The organism is Chloroflexota bacterium, from assembly GCA_014360905.1.
Lineage (GTDB): Bacteria > Chloroflexota > Anaerolineae > UBA2200 > UBA2200 > JACIWX01.
In genome coordinates, this window is record JACIWW010000015.1 from 26,240 (window position 1) to 42,225 (window position 15,986).

The 15,986-nt window shown below is 53.2% G+C and carries 13 protein-coding genes; 5 read left to right on the forward strand and 8 right to left on the reverse strand.

Translation table 11 applies throughout. The features are described 5' to 3' along the window. Positions 1-19: 19 nt before the first annotated feature. Both H5T67_07695 and H5T67_07700 read right to left on the reverse strand, forming a co-directional pair. The gene (locus tag H5T67_07695; GenBank protein ID MBC7245204.1) at positions 20-2,119 is read right to left on the reverse strand and encodes a glycosyltransferase family 39 protein; all 2,100 of its coding nucleotides are present in this window, start codon (positions 2,117-2,119) and stop codon (positions 20-22) included. A 123-nt stretch (positions 2,120-2,242) separates the two neighbouring features. Beyond that, positions 2,243-5,011, reverse strand: coding sequence for a PBP1A family penicillin-binding protein (locus tag H5T67_07700; GenBank protein MBC7245205.1), 2,769 nt, complete (start codon positions 5,009-5,011; stop codon positions 2,243-2,245). A 301-nt stretch (positions 5,012-5,312) separates the two neighbouring features. Between H5T67_07700 and H5T67_07705 the strand changes: the two genes are divergently transcribed. The 3 genes from H5T67_07705 (at position 5,313) to H5T67_07715 (ending at position 7,807) form a co-directional block, all read left to right on the forward strand. Then, a complete protein-coding gene (locus H5T67_07705) occupies positions 5,313-5,816 on the forward strand; it encodes a nitroreductase family protein (GenBank protein MBC7245206.1) in 504 nt (167 codons plus the stop codon). A 70-nt stretch (positions 5,817-5,886) separates the two neighbouring features. Beyond that, the gene (locus H5T67_07710; GenBank protein MBC7245207.1) at positions 5,887-6,822 is read left to right on the forward strand and encodes a hypothetical protein; all 936 of its coding nucleotides are present in this window, start codon (positions 5,887-5,889) and stop codon (positions 6,820-6,822) included. 22 nt (positions 6,823-6,844) lie between these two features. Continuing rightward, positions 6,845-7,807 (forward strand): hypothetical protein, encoded by a 963-nt coding sequence (locus H5T67_07715; GenBank protein ID MBC7245208.1) that lies wholly within the window; start codon positions 6,845-6,847, stop codon positions 7,805-7,807. A gap of 116 nt (positions 7,808-7,923) precedes the next feature. Here H5T67_07715 and H5T67_07720 read toward each other — a convergent pair whose 3' ends face one another. The 6 genes from H5T67_07720 to H5T67_07745 form a co-directional block, all read right to left on the reverse strand. Continuing rightward, positions 7,924-9,066 carry an alanine racemase gene (locus H5T67_07720; protein MBC7245209.1) on the reverse strand — a complete coding sequence of 381 codons (1,143 nt, stop codon included), beginning with the start codon at positions 9,064-9,066 and terminating at the stop codon, positions 7,924-7,926. A gap of 73 nt (positions 9,067-9,139) precedes the next feature. After that, positions 9,140-9,862 carry an ABC transporter ATP-binding protein gene (locus tag H5T67_07725; protein MBC7245210.1) on the reverse strand — a complete coding sequence of 241 codons (723 nt, stop codon included), beginning with the start codon at positions 9,860-9,862 and terminating at the stop codon, positions 9,140-9,142. Next, on the reverse strand, positions 9,859-10,629 hold the full coding sequence (locus H5T67_07730) for an ABC transporter ATP-binding protein (protein ID MBC7245211.1): 771 nt from the start codon (positions 10,627-10,629) through the stop codon (positions 9,859-9,861). Before H5T67_07730 ends, H5T67_07725 begins: the two co-directional genes overlap by 4 nt. Next, on the reverse strand, positions 10,610-11,590 hold the full coding sequence (locus tag H5T67_07735; protein ID MBC7245212.1) for a branched-chain amino acid ABC transporter permease: 981 nt from the start codon (positions 11,588-11,590) through the stop codon (positions 10,610-10,612). The genes H5T67_07730 and H5T67_07735 overlap by 20 nt, the downstream gene beginning before the upstream one ends. Positions 11,591-11,605: 15 nt before the next feature. Continuing rightward, positions 11,606-12,511 (reverse strand): branched-chain amino acid ABC transporter permease, encoded by a 906-nt coding sequence (locus tag H5T67_07740; GenBank protein MBC7245213.1) that lies wholly within the window; start codon positions 12,509-12,511, stop codon positions 11,606-11,608. 84 nt (positions 12,512-12,595) lie between these two features. Next, positions 12,596-13,738, reverse strand: coding sequence for an ABC transporter substrate-binding protein (locus H5T67_07745; GenBank protein MBC7245214.1), 1,143 nt, complete (start codon positions 13,736-13,738; stop codon positions 12,596-12,598). Positions 13,739-14,456: 718 nt separating this feature from the next. On the opposite strand from H5T67_07745, the gene rpsB reads away from it, so the two are divergent. Both rpsB and tsf read left to right on the forward strand, forming a co-directional pair. Further along, complete coding sequence (gene rpsB / locus H5T67_07750) at positions 14,457-15,359, forward strand: 30S ribosomal protein S2 (protein MBC7245215.1); 903 nt, start codon at positions 14,457-14,459, stop codon at positions 15,357-15,359. 32 nt (positions 15,360-15,391) lie between these two features. After that, positions 15,392-15,985 carry a translation elongation factor Ts gene (gene tsf / locus H5T67_07755; protein ID MBC7245216.1) on the forward strand — a complete coding sequence of 198 codons (594 nt, stop codon included), beginning with the start codon at positions 15,392-15,394 and terminating at the stop codon, positions 15,983-15,985. Position 15,986 lies beyond the last annotated feature (1 nt).

Sequence of the window (15,986 nt, forward strand, 5' to 3'; positions counted from 1 at the left end):
CTCGTTCACTGTTCTTCTCTCAGCGCTCGCAATAGATGACATTGAAGGCTGGTTCACCATTGGGATAATAGTGTGGAATAATCACGGTACGTGGGAAGGACATTTGCAACGTTGCCAGCGCGTCATGGTCAGCCGGGTTTAGGATAAAAAGTGCTGTCCCTTCGATAGTAGATAGAGGAGGTTGATGGGGAACCAGGGCTTTTACGAAGGGGTCCCAACTTCGATCAGTTCCGACATGCAATTGCAGTACGGTGCTGTCAAACCAATTTGGCCAGGGTTTGATATAGGTGGAGCGCAAATCGCCATAGTGTGCTATTTCACTTGCAATCGCTTTTGCTAGAGAATAATTGGACATATCTGGTAAGCGCACGATGTAATCCTGGAAGTAGAAGCGGTTGACCTCTTTGGTTTCGAAAGCGAGCAGCAGAATCGCTCCCAAGATCAGGATGCAGCGTGCTATGTTGTCCCAACGCCACTGGCATATCCATGTGTGCTGTCTTTGCCCTGTGGTCAGTGTCAGTGCGAATTCCCACTTGCTTTTCGTGGCATCTCGTTCTGCAGGAGCGAGAGATGGCGTACTGAGCGGCTGACCAACGGCTTGCGCTTGCTGAATCCGTTTGCCAATGAGAGGCAAGGGCAAGGCTGCCAGGATAATCGCAGGCCCAATGACTCCAGACATGCGCAGGACGCTCGGGTACTCGTTGGGCAACATACTCAAAGCTGAAGGCAGGATGAGGACAAACCAGGACGCGATCAGGAAGGTATTGCATCCCTGCCGCCAGCGCCACAACGTGTATGCCAACCCGAATACCATGAAAGTACCACTCACGAACCCCATTAGACGTGCAAAGGGGACATTGAAACGAGGATCGCCATCGCCCATGTAGTTAAAGCCGAGCATGCAGCGCCAGTAATAAGCAAGGAATCCCTGGCTCTGTTTCTTCTGTGCTTGGATCGCCTGTAGTTGGTATCGTTCGCGCGCCAGATATTTGTCGGGGTTCTCCAAGGCGTAACGTGCCAAAGGAGCGGCAACTACCGCGGCAACCAAGACAAGAACCGCAAGGCCAGGGAGAAGCATGCGAAACTCTGACCAACCTCTGGCTAGAAACCACAGCACAAGGCCAGCGGTAATGGCCATAGGCACGAAGAGAAAGGAACGGTAACTATAAACACCTGTCCCTAAAGCAATGCCAGCCCAGCCAAAGTCCAGAGGCCTTCGTTTATGCAGCGCACGGACGAGCGTGTATAGGGTCAGGATCGTGAAGAGAGGCATGGTAATAGCGCGGAAGCCGGTGCGGCTAAGAACGATGTGCCAGCGGTTAATAGCCAGCAGGAAAGCGGCCAGCAGTCCCACTTGTCGGTTAAAAGCTTCTTGCGCCAGACAGAAAGCTGCTACGATTGTCAGCGTGCCAATCAATGCGGAAGTTACATGCAGCGTCAATTTGCTCAAGCCCATGATGCGTCCGACAAAGGCCACGGTGTAGAAGAACAGTCCCTCTCGACCTAGACGTGCTGGGAAGAAAATTTGATAGGAGCCGCGGGCAATGCTCAGCGTATCGAAGAATTTCTCAGCCAGGTCAAAGCCCATCTCCGCAGGGATCTTGCTAATGAGTCGCAAGCGGAACCACGCCCCTACCAGTACGATTGCAGCAATGATGAACCAATGGGCCGGAAGCCACAGCCTCTTCTGTTTGCGCCACAGATTGATACGCTCGCCCAAAGCGTTGTCCGGGGAGATCAGCCATAGGTAGAGAAGGGTCAACAGCAAGCCACCTATCCAGAGGACAAGTCCCAGCGGCCGGAAGCGATTGCCACCGAAATCCAGGCAGCCCAATAGGCTTATGGCTAGGGTTATGGCCACAGCCGATAGAGACATGGATAAGGAGCGGGGACTTTCCTCTCTGCTTTCTGCGGCCTCAAGTGCAGTGTGACGTGAAAGCAGGGCGAAAACAAAAGCCGCTAATCCGAGCATTGCCAGGGGGAGTATTTTGGACTTGTGCTGGTCTAGAGCGCGTTGCGCCATGAAGGCTAGCCATAGGCAAACAAAGGCGCCAAAAAGCGTCTGAAAGGCTGTTCGTTTTGACCACATTCCTCGCAACTGCAGCAATCTCTGTGGCATCTACGCCTTTCTTTGTGGGGCATTTATTGCTAATTCTATCTCATGCAGAGATCATAGTCAAAAAGCAATGTGCCCCATTTTGTGAAGCCGTAGCAGGCGTTGATCATAGCACTGAAGCACTTGCTACAAACCAGGTGTGACCTCTGGCGTTGCAGATGGGGCAGATTGGATTGCTGGTATGAGCGTTTCGGTCGGTAGTTCCAATATGGGCGTCGGTGTGGCGGGCTCGGGAATGGTTGCAGTGGGGATAGATGTGGCTGTATCAGGAATGGTCGGTGTTACGGTTGGCGTGGGGCTAGCTGTAGATGTTGGTGTGCTTGTCGGTGTGATCGTAGCCGTTGGCGTATTCGTCGGTGTTGCTGTAGCAGTCGGTGTGGGGTTGGCAACGGTGACTCGCACCGCCGGCGAGGCGGCGTGATTCCCGTGGCGGTCATAAACCACTACACGCAGGGAATAGAGGCCATTGCGCAATTCTCGGGTGTCCCATGCCGCTAACACACTATCCTCTAAGAGGATGTTCTGACGCGCAATTATCCCCCATCCGATGGGATTTTCACCAATGCCGTATTGCACCTCGTAGTGATCCATGTCATCTATCCGTGCGCTGCCGTAAACAGGGACAATGCCCTCGACGATGCTGCTATCTCGTGGCTCCATGATTTCCGCACGTGGTGGCCGTGTGTGCACAGTGCAAGTCTCAGCAGGTGGCTGAGGCTTGCCTTGGGACTCAGCCCAGGCGCGGTATTCAGGTGGGTAGACTTCAAAATACTGTGTGTGCACGACGTTCACTGGACAGAACGGACTAGCACGCTGACCGCTTACTGTGCATAGACGCACATCCACATGTATGTCGCATGGCTCTTTTGGCGCTGTGCCGGCGAGGAAGATTTCCTTGCGTGCGGAGGGGCATTTGTCCGTGTGCAGCTTGCCCGACACGGGACAGATTTCGGCGGTTTCCATCCCCTCAGGCATGACAAAATCGTGGACAGGGGTATCGCGCAGGACCTCTTCCATGAAGTCGTGCCAGATAGGTGCGGCTCCACGCGAGCCGTAAACGCCCTTCATTGGCTTTTGGTTGCTGTTTCCCACCCATACACCAGTGACCAGGTCTGGCGTGTAGCCTATGGTCCATGCATCACGGTAATCGTCGGTTGTGCCCGTCTTCACTGCGGCTGGCCGGGAGAGTTCGAGGGGATTGTTACGACCAAATGTGGGTATTCGCGCTTCCTTATCTGACAAAATGCTGGTGATTAAGTAGGCATGGCGCGGATCCAGGATTTGTGCCCCTGCTTCCTCGGAAGCCTGGACGATAAGACGTCCGGCACTGTCTTCGATGCGCAGGATAGGCGTAGGCAGAACACGCTGCCCGCCGTTGGCAAAAACGGCGTAAGCACTGGTCAGTTCTAGCAAGGTAATATCGCCGCCACCGAGAGTTAGGGACAGGCCATAGTCAGCCCTGTTCAGAGAGGTAATGCCCAGACGGTGCGCCATCTCCAGCATGCCTGGCAGGGTCACGAATTGCAAGGTCTTGACCGCCGGGATATTGAGCGAGCGGGCAAGGGCATCTCGTACCAGCACTGGGCCGTGTTCCTTCTTGTCGTGGTTATGGGGCACATAGGGCGGGTTGGCTCCGTCTGGGAACTCGGTTTTGATATCCATAATGAAGGTAGCCGCCGTCCAGCCACGCTCAAAAGCGGCGGCATAGGTAACAGGTTTGATCGCTGACCCAGGTTGGCGCAGCCGCAGAGTGACGTTCACCTGCCCATCAATTTCCTCATTGTAGAAGTCAGCGCTTCCGACCATAGCCAGTATCTGACCGTTGCGCGGGTTCAAGGCGAGCAGTGCCGCGTTGGTTGCCTCCAATTCGGCCAGTGAGGCGATGTGATTGCGGATGATGCGCTCAGCTGCCTCTTGCATCTTCATATCCAAGGTAGTGTATACGCGCAACCCACCGCGATAGAGCATTTGCGTGCCAAATTGCGCTTCCAGTTGTTCGCGTACGTAGACAACAAAGTGGGGCGCTTTCATTTCAATGCGCTGCGGAGCAAAGTGCAATTCCTCGAGCTTTGCTTTCCTCGCCTCTTCCGCACTCAAGTAGCCTCGTTTTACCATGAGATCCAACACAATGCCCTGCCGAACCTTAGCGGCAGCCAAATTGGTATAGGGATCGTAGATAGCCGGGCCTTGCGGGATGCCAACGAGCAAGGCAGCCTCGGCCAGGGTTAGTTTCTCCACTGGCTTGTTGAAATAGACCTCCGCGGCAGTGCCAATGCCGTAGGCCATGTTTCCGTAATAAACCTGGTTCAGATACAGCTCCAGGATTTCGTCCTTGGTATAGCGACGGGTGATCTCGGCAGCCAGGATCGCTTCTTTGATCTTGCGCCTGAGGGTAACTTCAGGTGAGAGGAAAGTATTCTTGACCAATTGCTGTGTAATCGTGCTGGCCCCTGAGACAATGTCCCGTTCGCGCAGGTTCTGCCAAAGAGCACGGGCGATGCTCAGTGGATTAAACCCGGGGTTGGCATAGAAGGTGGGATCTTCGGTTGCGATCGTAGCCTGGCGCACATACAAGGGGATACGTGAGAGGGGCACGACAGTGCGGCGTCCACCGCTTGGGTCAAATACCTCGTACAGCAGCACCCCGTTGCGGTCATAGATCTTGGTGCTGGCAAAGGTGTTGGCACGGATGCTCAATTCCTCTGGCGAGGGCAACTGCGCCGCGACGTAGGCATAGACACCTGTGGCCAGCAGAGCAGTTACACACAGCAGCAACCCAGCCACAAGGAGGATCACGAGCATCCCCTGGACAAAGGCTCTGCGCCAATCTTCGCCAGGATAGGCTAGCCATAGCCTGGATTTGTTATCCCTGATATCAGGATTGTGATACTTCATTAGCCGACAGTAGACTCCACGAGTTGTAGAATCACGCTATAGACGCTCATAGAGCAGTGCGAGTTCCTTGCACTTGCTGCCCCACAAACGCATTATACCTGCGGCTGAGTATGGTGACAAAAGCGCTTGGCGGGGTGCGTAGCCTGAGGTAAAGAGCCGGGATTACCAACTCGCGTCCAAAGTTTGCCATGTAGGCAACTTGCGTGGAAACCAAGTCCGTGTTACAATTTTCGTGTTGCAATGCAAAGGCCCTGACCGCTTCGGCTGGGGTTGTTATATATCTCTACGGAGGACGAACAACATGGATGCGATGGAAACCATCCTGACCAGACGCAGCATCCGCAAATACACTGCGCAGCCTGTACCCGATGAGGTGGTCAAGGAACTGCTGCAGGCGGCGATGGCTGCACCTTCGGCTCGTAATCAACAAGACTGGTACTTTGTCGTCGTGCGCAATCGCCAAGTGCTGGATGAATTGGGCAAGGCCCACCCCTATGCTCCTGTCAAGGGTGCCCCGCTGGCCATTCTGGTCTGTGGGGACTTGCAGCGCGAGTTGAGCAAGGGTTTCTGGGTTCAAGATTGTGCCGCCGCGACGCAAAATTTGCTGCTTGCTGCACATGCCAAGGGACTGGGGGCAGTCTGGTGCGGTTGTTATCCCCGGGAAGAGCGCGTCATGGCTTTGCGCCGGGTTTTAGGTCTGCCAGAACACTTGGTGCCATTAGCGTTGGTAGTTCTGGGCTATCCAGCGGAGAAGAAGGGCCGCGAGGACCGCTATGACCCGGCGAAGGTGCGAATGATTGATTAGAGAATAGCCCTCTGGCTTCAGGCTTTCCGCATCTCTCGACCTTGTTCACGAAAGGACGAAACGCTGCCGCATGCTATCTAAACTGCTCCGTTTGTTGCGCGACCGCAATTTCTTGCTCGTCTCCTCGCTTGTTTTGGGGTTTGCGTTGGGCAGGACGGCACACCTGACGCAAGGCTTCACACTGCCGGCGTTGGCAGTGGCGATGGCCGTTTCCGTGACGGAGGTGCAACTGCACGATTTCCGTCCGCTGGCCAAGGTAGCAAGAATGACGCTGATTGGCATCGTGCTGACCTATCTGCTCAATGGTGCACTGCTGCTTGTGCTAGCGCGTCTGCTGACGCTCGAGGCTGATGTATGGGCAGGCATCGTGCTCCTAGCCGCTACGCCTACAGGTGTAGCTGTGATCCCCTTCAGCTATTTGCTGGGCGGTGATATCCCCTTCGCACTTGTTGGTTCAGTAGGGATCTACCTGGCGGCAGTGCTGCTTATGCCGTTGATCGTAACTGCATTCCTTGGTCCTACCGCGGTAAGCCCGATGCGCTTGATCACTATCCTTTTCCAATTGCTGGTGCTGCCGCTTGCCGCCTCACGGCTGATCGTGGCTAGCCCGCTCAAAGAACCTATCAAGCGCTGGCGCGGTAGCATTGTCAACTGGGCTTTTGCCCTGGTCATCTTTACGGTTATCGGCCTCAATCGCGACCGCATCCTACAGCAACCGCAGGTACTGTTGCTATTGCTCTTGATTGGCGTCTGTACCAACTTTGGCTTGGGTTTTGTGCTGGAATGGGTGCTGCAGCGGCTGGGTTTTAACCGTGCCTGGCGTGTAACCAGCATCATCATGGGCACAATCAAGAACACCAGCCTAACTGCTGCCACTGCGCTGGCGTTGTTCAGTGAGTCTGTGTCTCTGCCGGCTGCTGTGGTCAGCGTGACCAATGTGCTCTATTTGGTGTGGCTGGGGATGTGGTGGGGCGAGAGGGCGGAAGATATGAAACGGAAAGTGTAAGGACGAGGATGAGGCACATGACGTGCAGATGGTGGGGGAATCCATCGTGACCAAGCCTAACAAACTGCTGGATTTGCTGCAAAACGCCAACTCTATCTCGGTGATGGCTCTTGGCATTGTCCTTGGGTTGCTCTTGGGCGGAAAGGCGAGGTGGATAGAGCCACTCAGCTTGCCAGCGCTGACTGTAGCCATGTCAGTCTCTATGACTGGAATTGTGGCTAGTGACTTTCGCTCCTGGCGCAAGGTAGCCTACGCCACCGTGCTGTCCATTATCTTGACCTTCTTTATTCAGGGAGGGCTGATATTGGTATTGGCCCGACCTCTGGTAAGAGATGTAGAGCTATGGTTGGGCTTTGTCTTATTGGCCGCTACACCACCTGGCATTGCCGTCGTTCCTTTCAGTTATGTCTTGGAAGGCGATGCAGTTCTTGCGCTGGTCGGTTACGTTGCAACCTATTTGGCCGCCATTGTGATCATGCCTATGACGGCTGTTTTTCTGGGTGGATCTGTCTTGATTCAACCCATGAGGCTACTGACCATCCTGGTTCAATTAGTTTTGATCCCCTTGGGTGTCTCGCGTTTGATCACTATTAGCCCGCTCAAGATATCTATCGAGCGTTGGAGCAGCACAATCGTCAACTGGGCTTTTGCCTTGGTCATTTTCACCGCGGTTGGGCTAAACCGAGATGGATTACTGCAACAATCCCAGATGCTGCTACTGATTGCTTTGATTGGGCTAGCCAGTAGTTTGGGGCTGGGTCTTGTGCTTGAATGGATCTTGGAAAAATTGCAGGTCAATCGTGCTGTGTGCCTAAGCAGCGTGTTGATAGGCACGATCAAAAACACCAGCCTGACCGCTGCTACTGTCCTGAGCCTGTTTGCCGAACGAGTTGCCCTCCCTGCTGCAGTGATAACCGTGACCAATGCGCTCTATTTGATATGGCTCGGGATCTGGTGGGGAGGACAAAGAAGGCGAAAAACATAAAGCATAGTGTGGGGAAGAAAGCGGGATTGTAAAAGACATTCTTTGCCGCGTGTTTTATGTCCTATGTTCGATTTCGTTGGTATTTCGCGTTGTAAATCTCCGAAGTCTCACATAGACTACGGAGTCTTGTTATCTCCTGCCAGATATACCCGTGGTACCCGAGGCAGAATAGCCGTGACAGTTTCGTAATTGTTGGTGCCCACCCAAGCGCCAATCTCCTCGGCGTTGATCTCCTCTTCTCCCTGACGTCCCAATACGACCACTTCGTTACCCTGTTGCACATCTGGGATGTTGCTCACATCCACCATGAACTGGTCCATGCATACCCGACCAATGATGGGGGCGCGCTGGCCATGGATGAGCACCATGCCCTGGTTGGATAGGCCACGACGGTAGCCATCGCCATAGCCAATGGGCACTAGTGCCACGGTAGTGGGTCTCGACGTGACATAAGTGCGGTTGTAGCTGATGCTGGAGCCAGCGGGAAGGATGCGGACACGAGCCACGCGTGCCTTGATCGTCATGGCCGGGCGCAGGGGAACAACCATTTTCACCTCAGCAGAGGGACGTAGTCCATAAATGGCAATGCCGCAGCGCACCATGTCCAGGTGTGTTTCTGGCAAGGTCAACGTAGCGGCGCTATTGGCCACGTGCTTGAGAGGGATGTGAATGCCCGCTTCCTCTAGTTGGCGCAGAACCTGGTTGTATACTGCGCATTGATGGTAGGTATAGGATTGATCGGTTTCATCAGCGGAGGCAAAATGCGTCCAAAGCCCTTCCAAGAATAGATTGGGCACAGCCAACAATGCGCGGCTGAAATCGAGCACCTCATGGGGCAAGAGGCCAAAGCGTCCGAGTCCAGTGTCCACTTTCACATGCACTGGCAGCGGTGCTGCATTCTGCTCAGCGATGGCTGCGGAAAGAGCGTGCGCCAGTTCGAGGGTATTCACCGTAGGAGTGAGGCGATGCCGGACGATTTCGTTGGCCTGGCCCAGTGTGGCATAGCCCATTACCAGGATAGGAGCAGCAACTCCGCCTCTTCGTAGCTGTACTCCTTCGCCTACGCGGGCAACGGCCAGTCGTGTCGCGCCATTCTTAAGCGCTACTAGGCCAACAGGCAACGCACCATGGCCATAGGCATTGGCTTTGACCACCGCCACCAATTCGGTGCGCTCTCCCACGTACTGTTTCAACTGACGTGTGTTGTGGGCAATGGCATCCAGATCGATTTCAGCCCAGGTAGGCTCGTTGCATGTCATCGGTGAAGCCATCTTGGCTCCTGATATGCGTGATTGGTTCTACTGTGGCTTGTCCTTGGCATTGTCTATTTGACTATCCGCCCAGGTAGGCTTCCTTTACCTTGGGATTGCGCACTAGTTCTTCTGTTGGGCCTTGCACAGTGATCGTACCAGTCTCTAGAACATAGCCGCGATTGGCTACTTGCAGAGCCATGTGGGCATTTTGTTCGACCAGCAGAATGGTTGTGCCTGAACGGTTGATCTCCTGCAGGACGCGGAAGATCTCCTGCACTAGTATGGGCGCTAGACCCATCGAAGGTTCATCCAGGAGCATCAGCCGACCACGGGTCATTAGCGCTCGGCCCACGGCCAGCATCTGCTGTTCACCGCCAGAAAGTGTTCCGGCGATCTGGTTCTTGCGTTCTTCCAGGCGCGGGAAAAGGCCAAACACGCGCCGGTAATCTTTGGCGATTTGCTCCTTGTCTTTTCGCGCGTAAGTGGCTAACCTGAGGTTCTCCATAACGGTCAGGTTTCCGAAGATGCCACGCCCTTCGGGTGCATGGGAAATGCCCAACTCAACGATGCGGTGAGGAGGATAAGCCCGCAAGTTATGACCGTTGAAGATAATGCTTCCGCTCTCCAATGGAATCAGACCGGAGATAGCACGCAGGGTAGTGGACTTGCCGGCGCCGTTGGCTCCGATGAGGGTCACGATCTCACCGGGATATACCTCAAAGGAAATGCCACGCAAAGCCTTGATATTCCCATAGGAGACGAACAGGTCCTGCACGGACAGCAGAGGCGTGTTGTTGGTCATCGTTCTACCCCCTTTCCGAGATACGCTTCCAGCACGCGGGGGTTGTTTTGGATTTCTTTTGGGCTTCCCTCAGCGATGGTCTCGCCAAAGTCCAGTACCAGGATGCGTTCGCAAATGCCCATCACCACTCTCATTTGGTGTTCTATCAGGATGATAGTCAAGTCAAACTGCTGGCGAATCCACTGGATGAGTTCCATCAGACGCTTGATCTCACCAGGGTTCATCCCTGCGGCTGGCTCATCCAGCAAGAGCAACCTGGGTCTGGTCGCCAATGCCCTGGCCATCTCTAGACGGCGTTGTTCTCCATAGGGCAAGTTTTTCGCCTGAGCCTGGGCATAACCACGCAAGTTGAAAATGTCCAAGAGGTGCAATGCCTCCTGACGTATTCTCCGTTCCTCTTCGTCAAAGTTCCTGCTATGGAGAAATGACGACAACGGGCCGTAGCGAACTTGAGAGTGACAGGCAATGCGCACGTTATCCAATACGCTTAGTTCTTTGAACAGGCGAATGGTTTGAAAAGTGCGCGCGATGCCTTTGCTGATGATTTGGTGGGGATGCAACCCCACTAAGTTGTGCCCATTGAAAAATATTTGACCTTCCATCGGTCGGTAGACGCCGGTGATGAGGTTGAAAACAGTGGTTTTGCCAGCCCCATTAGGGCCAATGATGCCCACCAGTTCGCCAGGCTCTAAATCGAGATTGAAATTGGAGACGGCTTTCAAGCCACCGAAATAATGGCTGAGCCCCTTAACCTGTAGCAGTGGCATCTGCCGGCACCTCCTCTGCGGGAGCTAACCAACGCGTCTCCCGCAAACCATAGATACCTCGTGGACGTGTGATCATCAGGATAACCAGCAAAAATGGTCCAACAACCCAGCGCCAGACGCCCAACGGTCGCAGTAGCTCCAACAGCACCGTGTAGATCGTGGCTCCCAATATGGAGCCAGTGATACTCCCAATGCCGCCCAGATATACCATCACGAGCATGTCGGTGGACTTGAGAATAGTGAAGCTCCTGGGGTTAATGAACTGCAACACATGAGCGAACAAGCCGCCGGCAATTCCAGCGAAGAAAGAAGAAACCACAAATGCCAATACTTTGGTCTGCCGCGTGTTTACACTGACTAACTCGGCAGCCACTTCATCTTCGCGGATAGATAGGATAGCCCGCCCATAATTGGAGAAAACAAAATTGCGGATGACGTATATGGTGATCAACACCCAGATGTACACCCAGGCAACGTTAGTCAATTTGCTCATGCCCATGAAGCCACGGGGACCACCGATTGCATCAATGTTCTCCAATACGCTCTTGATGATCATGTTGAAAGCCAAGGTAACAATGGCTAGGTAATCCCCTCGTGTTTTGAAAGAGGGCAAGGCTACAATGAGTCCGGCCAGGGCAGCGCCCAAGCCGCCAAGGATCAGTACTAATGGGAAGATGAACGGCCCCCATGACCTTGGAAAGACCAGCACGGTCAGTAGGGAAGAAATGTAAGCGCCGATGGCCATAAAGCCAGCATGCCCTACTGAAAATTCTCCCATATAGCCGTTCACGAGGTTCAGGCTGATGGTGAGGATGATGTTGATCCCCACATACATAATCACCTGCTGCAGATACAGGTTCAAGATGCCAAGCTGCGGGAGCAGAATGGCTAGTAGGAGGATCAATAGCAGGACAAATGCAGTTAACAAGGGTCGGCGGGACGGGATAGCAAGACGTTTCATCATGATCTTGGCCCTCTATACTTTTTGTTGTACCACAGGCATGCCCAAGATGCCTGTGGGTTTGAACACCAGGAGGATCAGGAGCAGGGCAAAAGCCACAAAATCGCGATAGGTGGAGGGGAGGAAAGCAGCCACAAAGATCTCCACAAAACCCAGGATATAACCGCCTACCATTGCCCCACGGATGTTGCCAATACCCCCCACCACAGCGGAGATAAAGGCCCACCAGCCAATGCGAATGCCCATATAAGGATCTATCATATAAGCGATGCCATAGAGGATTCCGCCAACCGCGGCCATGGAGGACCCCAGAGCGAAGGTAATGGAGATGATACGGTCCACGGGCACCCCCATCAATGGCACCACTGTCTTGTCAAAGGAGATGGCGCGCATTGCCATGCCGGTCATCGTTTTGCGCACGATGGTATCCAGGATAAACATCACAATAGCGGAGATAATCAGGATCACAATCTGAATGGTGGAGATGGCTACCCCACCGATGCTGAAGTTGACTACTGGGATCACCTGAGGCAGGATACGGGGCTCTGGGCCGATAGTGGCCAAGGTCGTGTTTTCCAGGACAAGGCCGATTCCCAGCGCGGTGATCACCGCCGAGATACGCGGTGCCTGGCGCAGTGGTTTGTAGGCAACCCGCTCAATGAACACAGCCAAAAATGCAGTGCCCAGCATGGCCACAAGCAGGGTTAGCACAAAGATGATGACCCCGGGCAAATGCAGGAGGCGTCCCAGCAAGAAGGAGGCGCTGAAAAAGCCAATGTAGGTGCTCACCATAAAAATATCGCCGTGGGCGAAGTTGATCATGCGCAGGATGCCGTAAACCATCGTGTAGCCCAAGGCAATAAGCGCGTATACGCTACCCAACTGCAGAGCATTCAGAATTTGCTGGACAATGAATTGCACTTGAGATTCCCTCTTTTCGATAGATTTCTTAGGTCAGACCCTAAGGGTTTGAAAACCCTTAGGGTCTGTAGCGCGCAGAATCGATCACGGTGCAGCAGATGTATAGTAGGTAAACTTGCCACCCTTGATCTGGATGATGACCGCGCTCTTGATCGGGTCGCCGGTGCCCTTGAACTGCATTGTGCCAGTCACACCCTCATATCTGGTAATGCTGGCCAAAGCATCACGTACAGCCTGGCGATCGATCTTTCCTGCCGTTTGAATGGCCTGGAAGGCCAGACCAAATGCATCATAGGTCAGAGCCGCAACATCATCCGGTGTTTTGCCATAGGTCTTTTCATAGTTCTGGATGAATTTCTGCGCCTTGGGCGTGGCAATGTCTGGCGCGTAGTGGGTGGTAAAGAACAACCCTTCGCAATCTGCACCGCAGAGGTCAATGAGCTCCAAGTTGCCCCAGCTATCGCTGCCGAAGATAGTCCCTGTGTAGCCCAGCTTGTGTGCTTGCTGCACCTGTAGTGGCACTTCGCTGTAGTAGTTGGGCAGGAAGAGGACATCGGCACCGGAGGCCTTGATCTTGGTGAGTTGGGCAGAGAAATCTTTGTCACCAGTGGTATAGGTTTCGAAGGCCACTACTTTCTTGCCTGCTTCCTCAAAAGTTTTCTTAAAGATCTCGGCAATGCCCTTGTTGTACTCGCTGGCCACATCGTAAAGGACAGCAGCAGTATTGGCCTTTAGGTCATTGATGGCGAATTTCGCGGCGACCACGCCTTGGAAGTCATCAATGAAGCAGGCGCGGAAGACATATTTCTTGCCGGCGGTGGTCTTCGGGTTTGTAGACCAGGGGCTGATCATCGGCAATTTGGCATCTTCGCAAACGGTAGAGGCTGGGATAGCGTTGCGGCTGGCATTGGCACCGATATGGACCAGTACCCCAGCAGTGTTGAGCTTCTGAGCTACGGCAGCCGCTGATTCAGCCTTGTCCTCGTTGTCCTCGACCTGCAGTACAATCTTGTACTTCTTGCCCCCAACTTCCAACCCACCTGCATCATTCACTTCCTTTACGGCCATTTCCGCTGCATTCTTGCACGAAGCACCGACCACAGGAATGCCACCGGTGAGCTCAGCATTCACACCGATCTTGATCTCCGCTGGGGCTGCAGGCTTACATGCCGTGAATGACACAAGCAGAACCAGGACCAGCAGCATCGTCAAAACTTTCCGATCCATAGAATTTCCCCCTTTTCCTTGAGAATAGGCATCGCTAGCCAACCGTACAAACCGAGTCAGCTCTGTTTTCACCCCCTTTCTTCATAGAAGGGCGTTGCTCTATTGCCATGCGCGATGTGTTTCCACCCAATATGCAAAAACCCTAGTGAACGTTAGCCTGCAGACAGGACTAAATCACTAGGGTTTCGCAAGCTCCCCAGCAAAACAATTCAGATAATTTGCTCCCGATCGCCATTGATTCGTGGTAAAAACGCATCCTTTCAATACCTTATTGGATGCTATCCTTCTCTATTGCCCGGTTTCTAGTAAGTTACAAAACCAGGTGCACTTTTATAGAGTGCTGATCATGCTACACCACGTTAACAGGGCAAGTAAACTTGTCAAAGGCTCAGATCAACTTGTATTGCTGCTCAACGTATAACTATTATAGCATTAAAACTATATTCTGTCAAAAGAAAGAGACTGGCCTTCTGGTGACTTAGAGCAAGGCAAGAAAAGGCTATTTGGCACTTGCTTCAAAATCGCTAGCCAAAATCTGAGCGTTTCGCATACTTTGGTTGATTTGGCTATTCTATAAGATTGTAGTATGATTATAGTGCGGATATCAAATCTATCAAACACGTTCTCGGACCGAAATGGCGTGCCAGTTGATCAATGACTGGTTCCATTTTGGGATGAAGAGGACGGAAGAACAAAACGAAAGGGAGGATGAAGTACAGTGGCAATTGTAACGATGAAGGAACTTTTGGAAGCGGGGGTGCACTTTGGGCATCGCAGCCGCCGTTGGCATCCCAAGATGCGCTCCTATATTTTCACCGAGCGTAACGGCATTCACATCATTGATCTGCAGCAAACTATCCGGCTGCTCGAAGAGGCGTACAATTTCATCCGCGATACAGCCGCGGAAGGTGAGACCATTCTCTTTGTCGGCACCAAGAAACAGGCGCAGGAAAGCCTAGAGGCAGAAGCCAAGAGATGTGGCATGCCCTATGTGACCGAGCGCTGGCTGGGCGGAACGCTCACCAACTTCCGCACTATTCGCCAGCGCGCAAATTACTTGCTCGAACTGGAGAAGCAGAAGGAACTGGGGCAGTTTGCTGCTTTGTCCAAAAAAGAGGCGCTGTGGAAAGAGCGCGAACTCCTCAAGCTGCAAAAGCGCCTTGGAGGCATTAAAAACATGTATTATTTGCCTAGTGCCCTCTTCGTGGTCGATATAGCCAGAGAGGCAATTGCTGTCAAAGAGGCCAATATTCTGGGCATTCCCGTTGTCGCCATGGTGGATACCAATTGTGATCCGGACCCCATTGATTACATCATACCAGCAAACGATGATGCTATTCGTGCGATCAAGCTCATCGCTGGGAAGATTGCCGATGCGATCATCGAAGGGCAACAAATGCGTGGTGTCATCATGGCCGAGGAAGGAATAGAAGTTCCCGTACCGGGTGAGACCCAAGCCGCGCCGGTTCCGGAAGCAGCCGTGTTGGCTGAGGAAGGTATTGTTGCACAGGAGGAACTAGTGGAAGAAGCAATGGGCGAGCTGCCTGAAGAGCTGGCGCTCGATGAAGTGCCAGAAGCCGAGATTGAGACGTTTTCTGATGAAGAAGACGAACGAAAATAGATTGTAGCAAACCATCACAGGAGAAACATAGAATGAAGGTTACATCTGAAATGATCAAAGAACTGCGCGAGCTCACTGGTGCTGGAGTGCTCGATTGCAAGAAAGCGCTGGAATCTGCCAATGGTGACATGGCCCGGGCACAGGAAATCTTGCGTGAGAAAGGTTTGACCATCGCCGCTAAGAAGGCTGAACGCGAGGCCAAGGAAGGGCTAGTGGAATCCTATGTGCATATGGGCAAGATCGGTGCCTTGGTTGAATTGAATTGTGAGACCGATTTTGTGGCTCGTTTACCTGAGTTCAAGCAACTTGCGCATGATCTAGCGATGCAAGTTGTAGCCACTCGACCACGGTATCTAAAGCCGGAGGACATACCGCCTGAAGTAGTAGAGGATGAAAAAGGTCGTTATCGCGCCCTGATGGCTGACCAAAATAAGCCAGCACATGTGCTGGACAAAATTATCGAGAATAAACTGCAAAAGTTCTATGCAGAGGTTTGTCTCCTGGACCAACCTTTCATCAAGGATGAAAACAGAACTGTGCGGGATGTAATCAGTGAGAAGATCGCGGCAACAGGTGAGAATATCGTGCTGCGCCGGTTCGTTCGCCTGGAATTAGGCGAACCATAAC

What these genes read in the sequence shown, in the direction of transcription:
- H5T67_07695 (MBC7245204.1), bottom strand. Translation starts at nt 2,119, where the DNA reads ATGCCACAGAGATTGCTGCAGTTGCGAGGAATGTGGTCAAAACGAACA.
- H5T67_07700 (MBC7245205.1), bottom strand. Translation starts at nt 5,011, where the DNA reads ATGAAGTATCACAATCCTGATATCAGGGATAACAAATCCAGGCTATGG.
- H5T67_07705 (MBC7245206.1), top strand. Translation starts at nt 5,313, where the DNA reads ATGGATGCGATGGAAACCATCCTGACCAGACGCAGCATCCGCAAATAC.
- H5T67_07710 (MBC7245207.1), top strand. Translation starts at nt 5,887, where the DNA reads ATGCTATCTAAACTGCTCCGTTTGTTGCGCGACCGCAATTTCTTGCTC.
- H5T67_07720 (MBC7245209.1), bottom strand. Translation starts at nt 9,066, where the DNA reads ATGACATGCAACGAGCCTACCTGGGCTGAAATCGATCTGGATGCCATT.
- H5T67_07725 (MBC7245210.1), bottom strand. Translation starts at nt 9,862, where the DNA reads ATGACCAACAACACGCCTCTGCTGTCCGTGCAGGACCTGTTCGTCTCC.
- H5T67_07730 (MBC7245211.1), bottom strand. Translation starts at nt 10,629, where the DNA reads ATGCCACTGCTACAGGTTAAGGGGCTCAGCCATTATTTCGGTGGCTTG.
- H5T67_07735 (MBC7245212.1), bottom strand. Translation starts at nt 11,590, where the DNA reads ATGAAACGTCTTGCTATCCCGTCCCGCCGACCCTTGTTAACTGCATTT.
- H5T67_07745 (MBC7245214.1), bottom strand. Translation starts at nt 13,738, where the DNA reads ATGGATCGGAAAGTTTTGACGATGCTGCTGGTCCTGGTTCTGCTTGTG.
- tsf (MBC7245216.1), top strand. Translation starts at nt 15,392, where the DNA reads ATGAAGGTTACATCTGAAATGATCAAAGAACTGCGCGAGCTCACTGGT.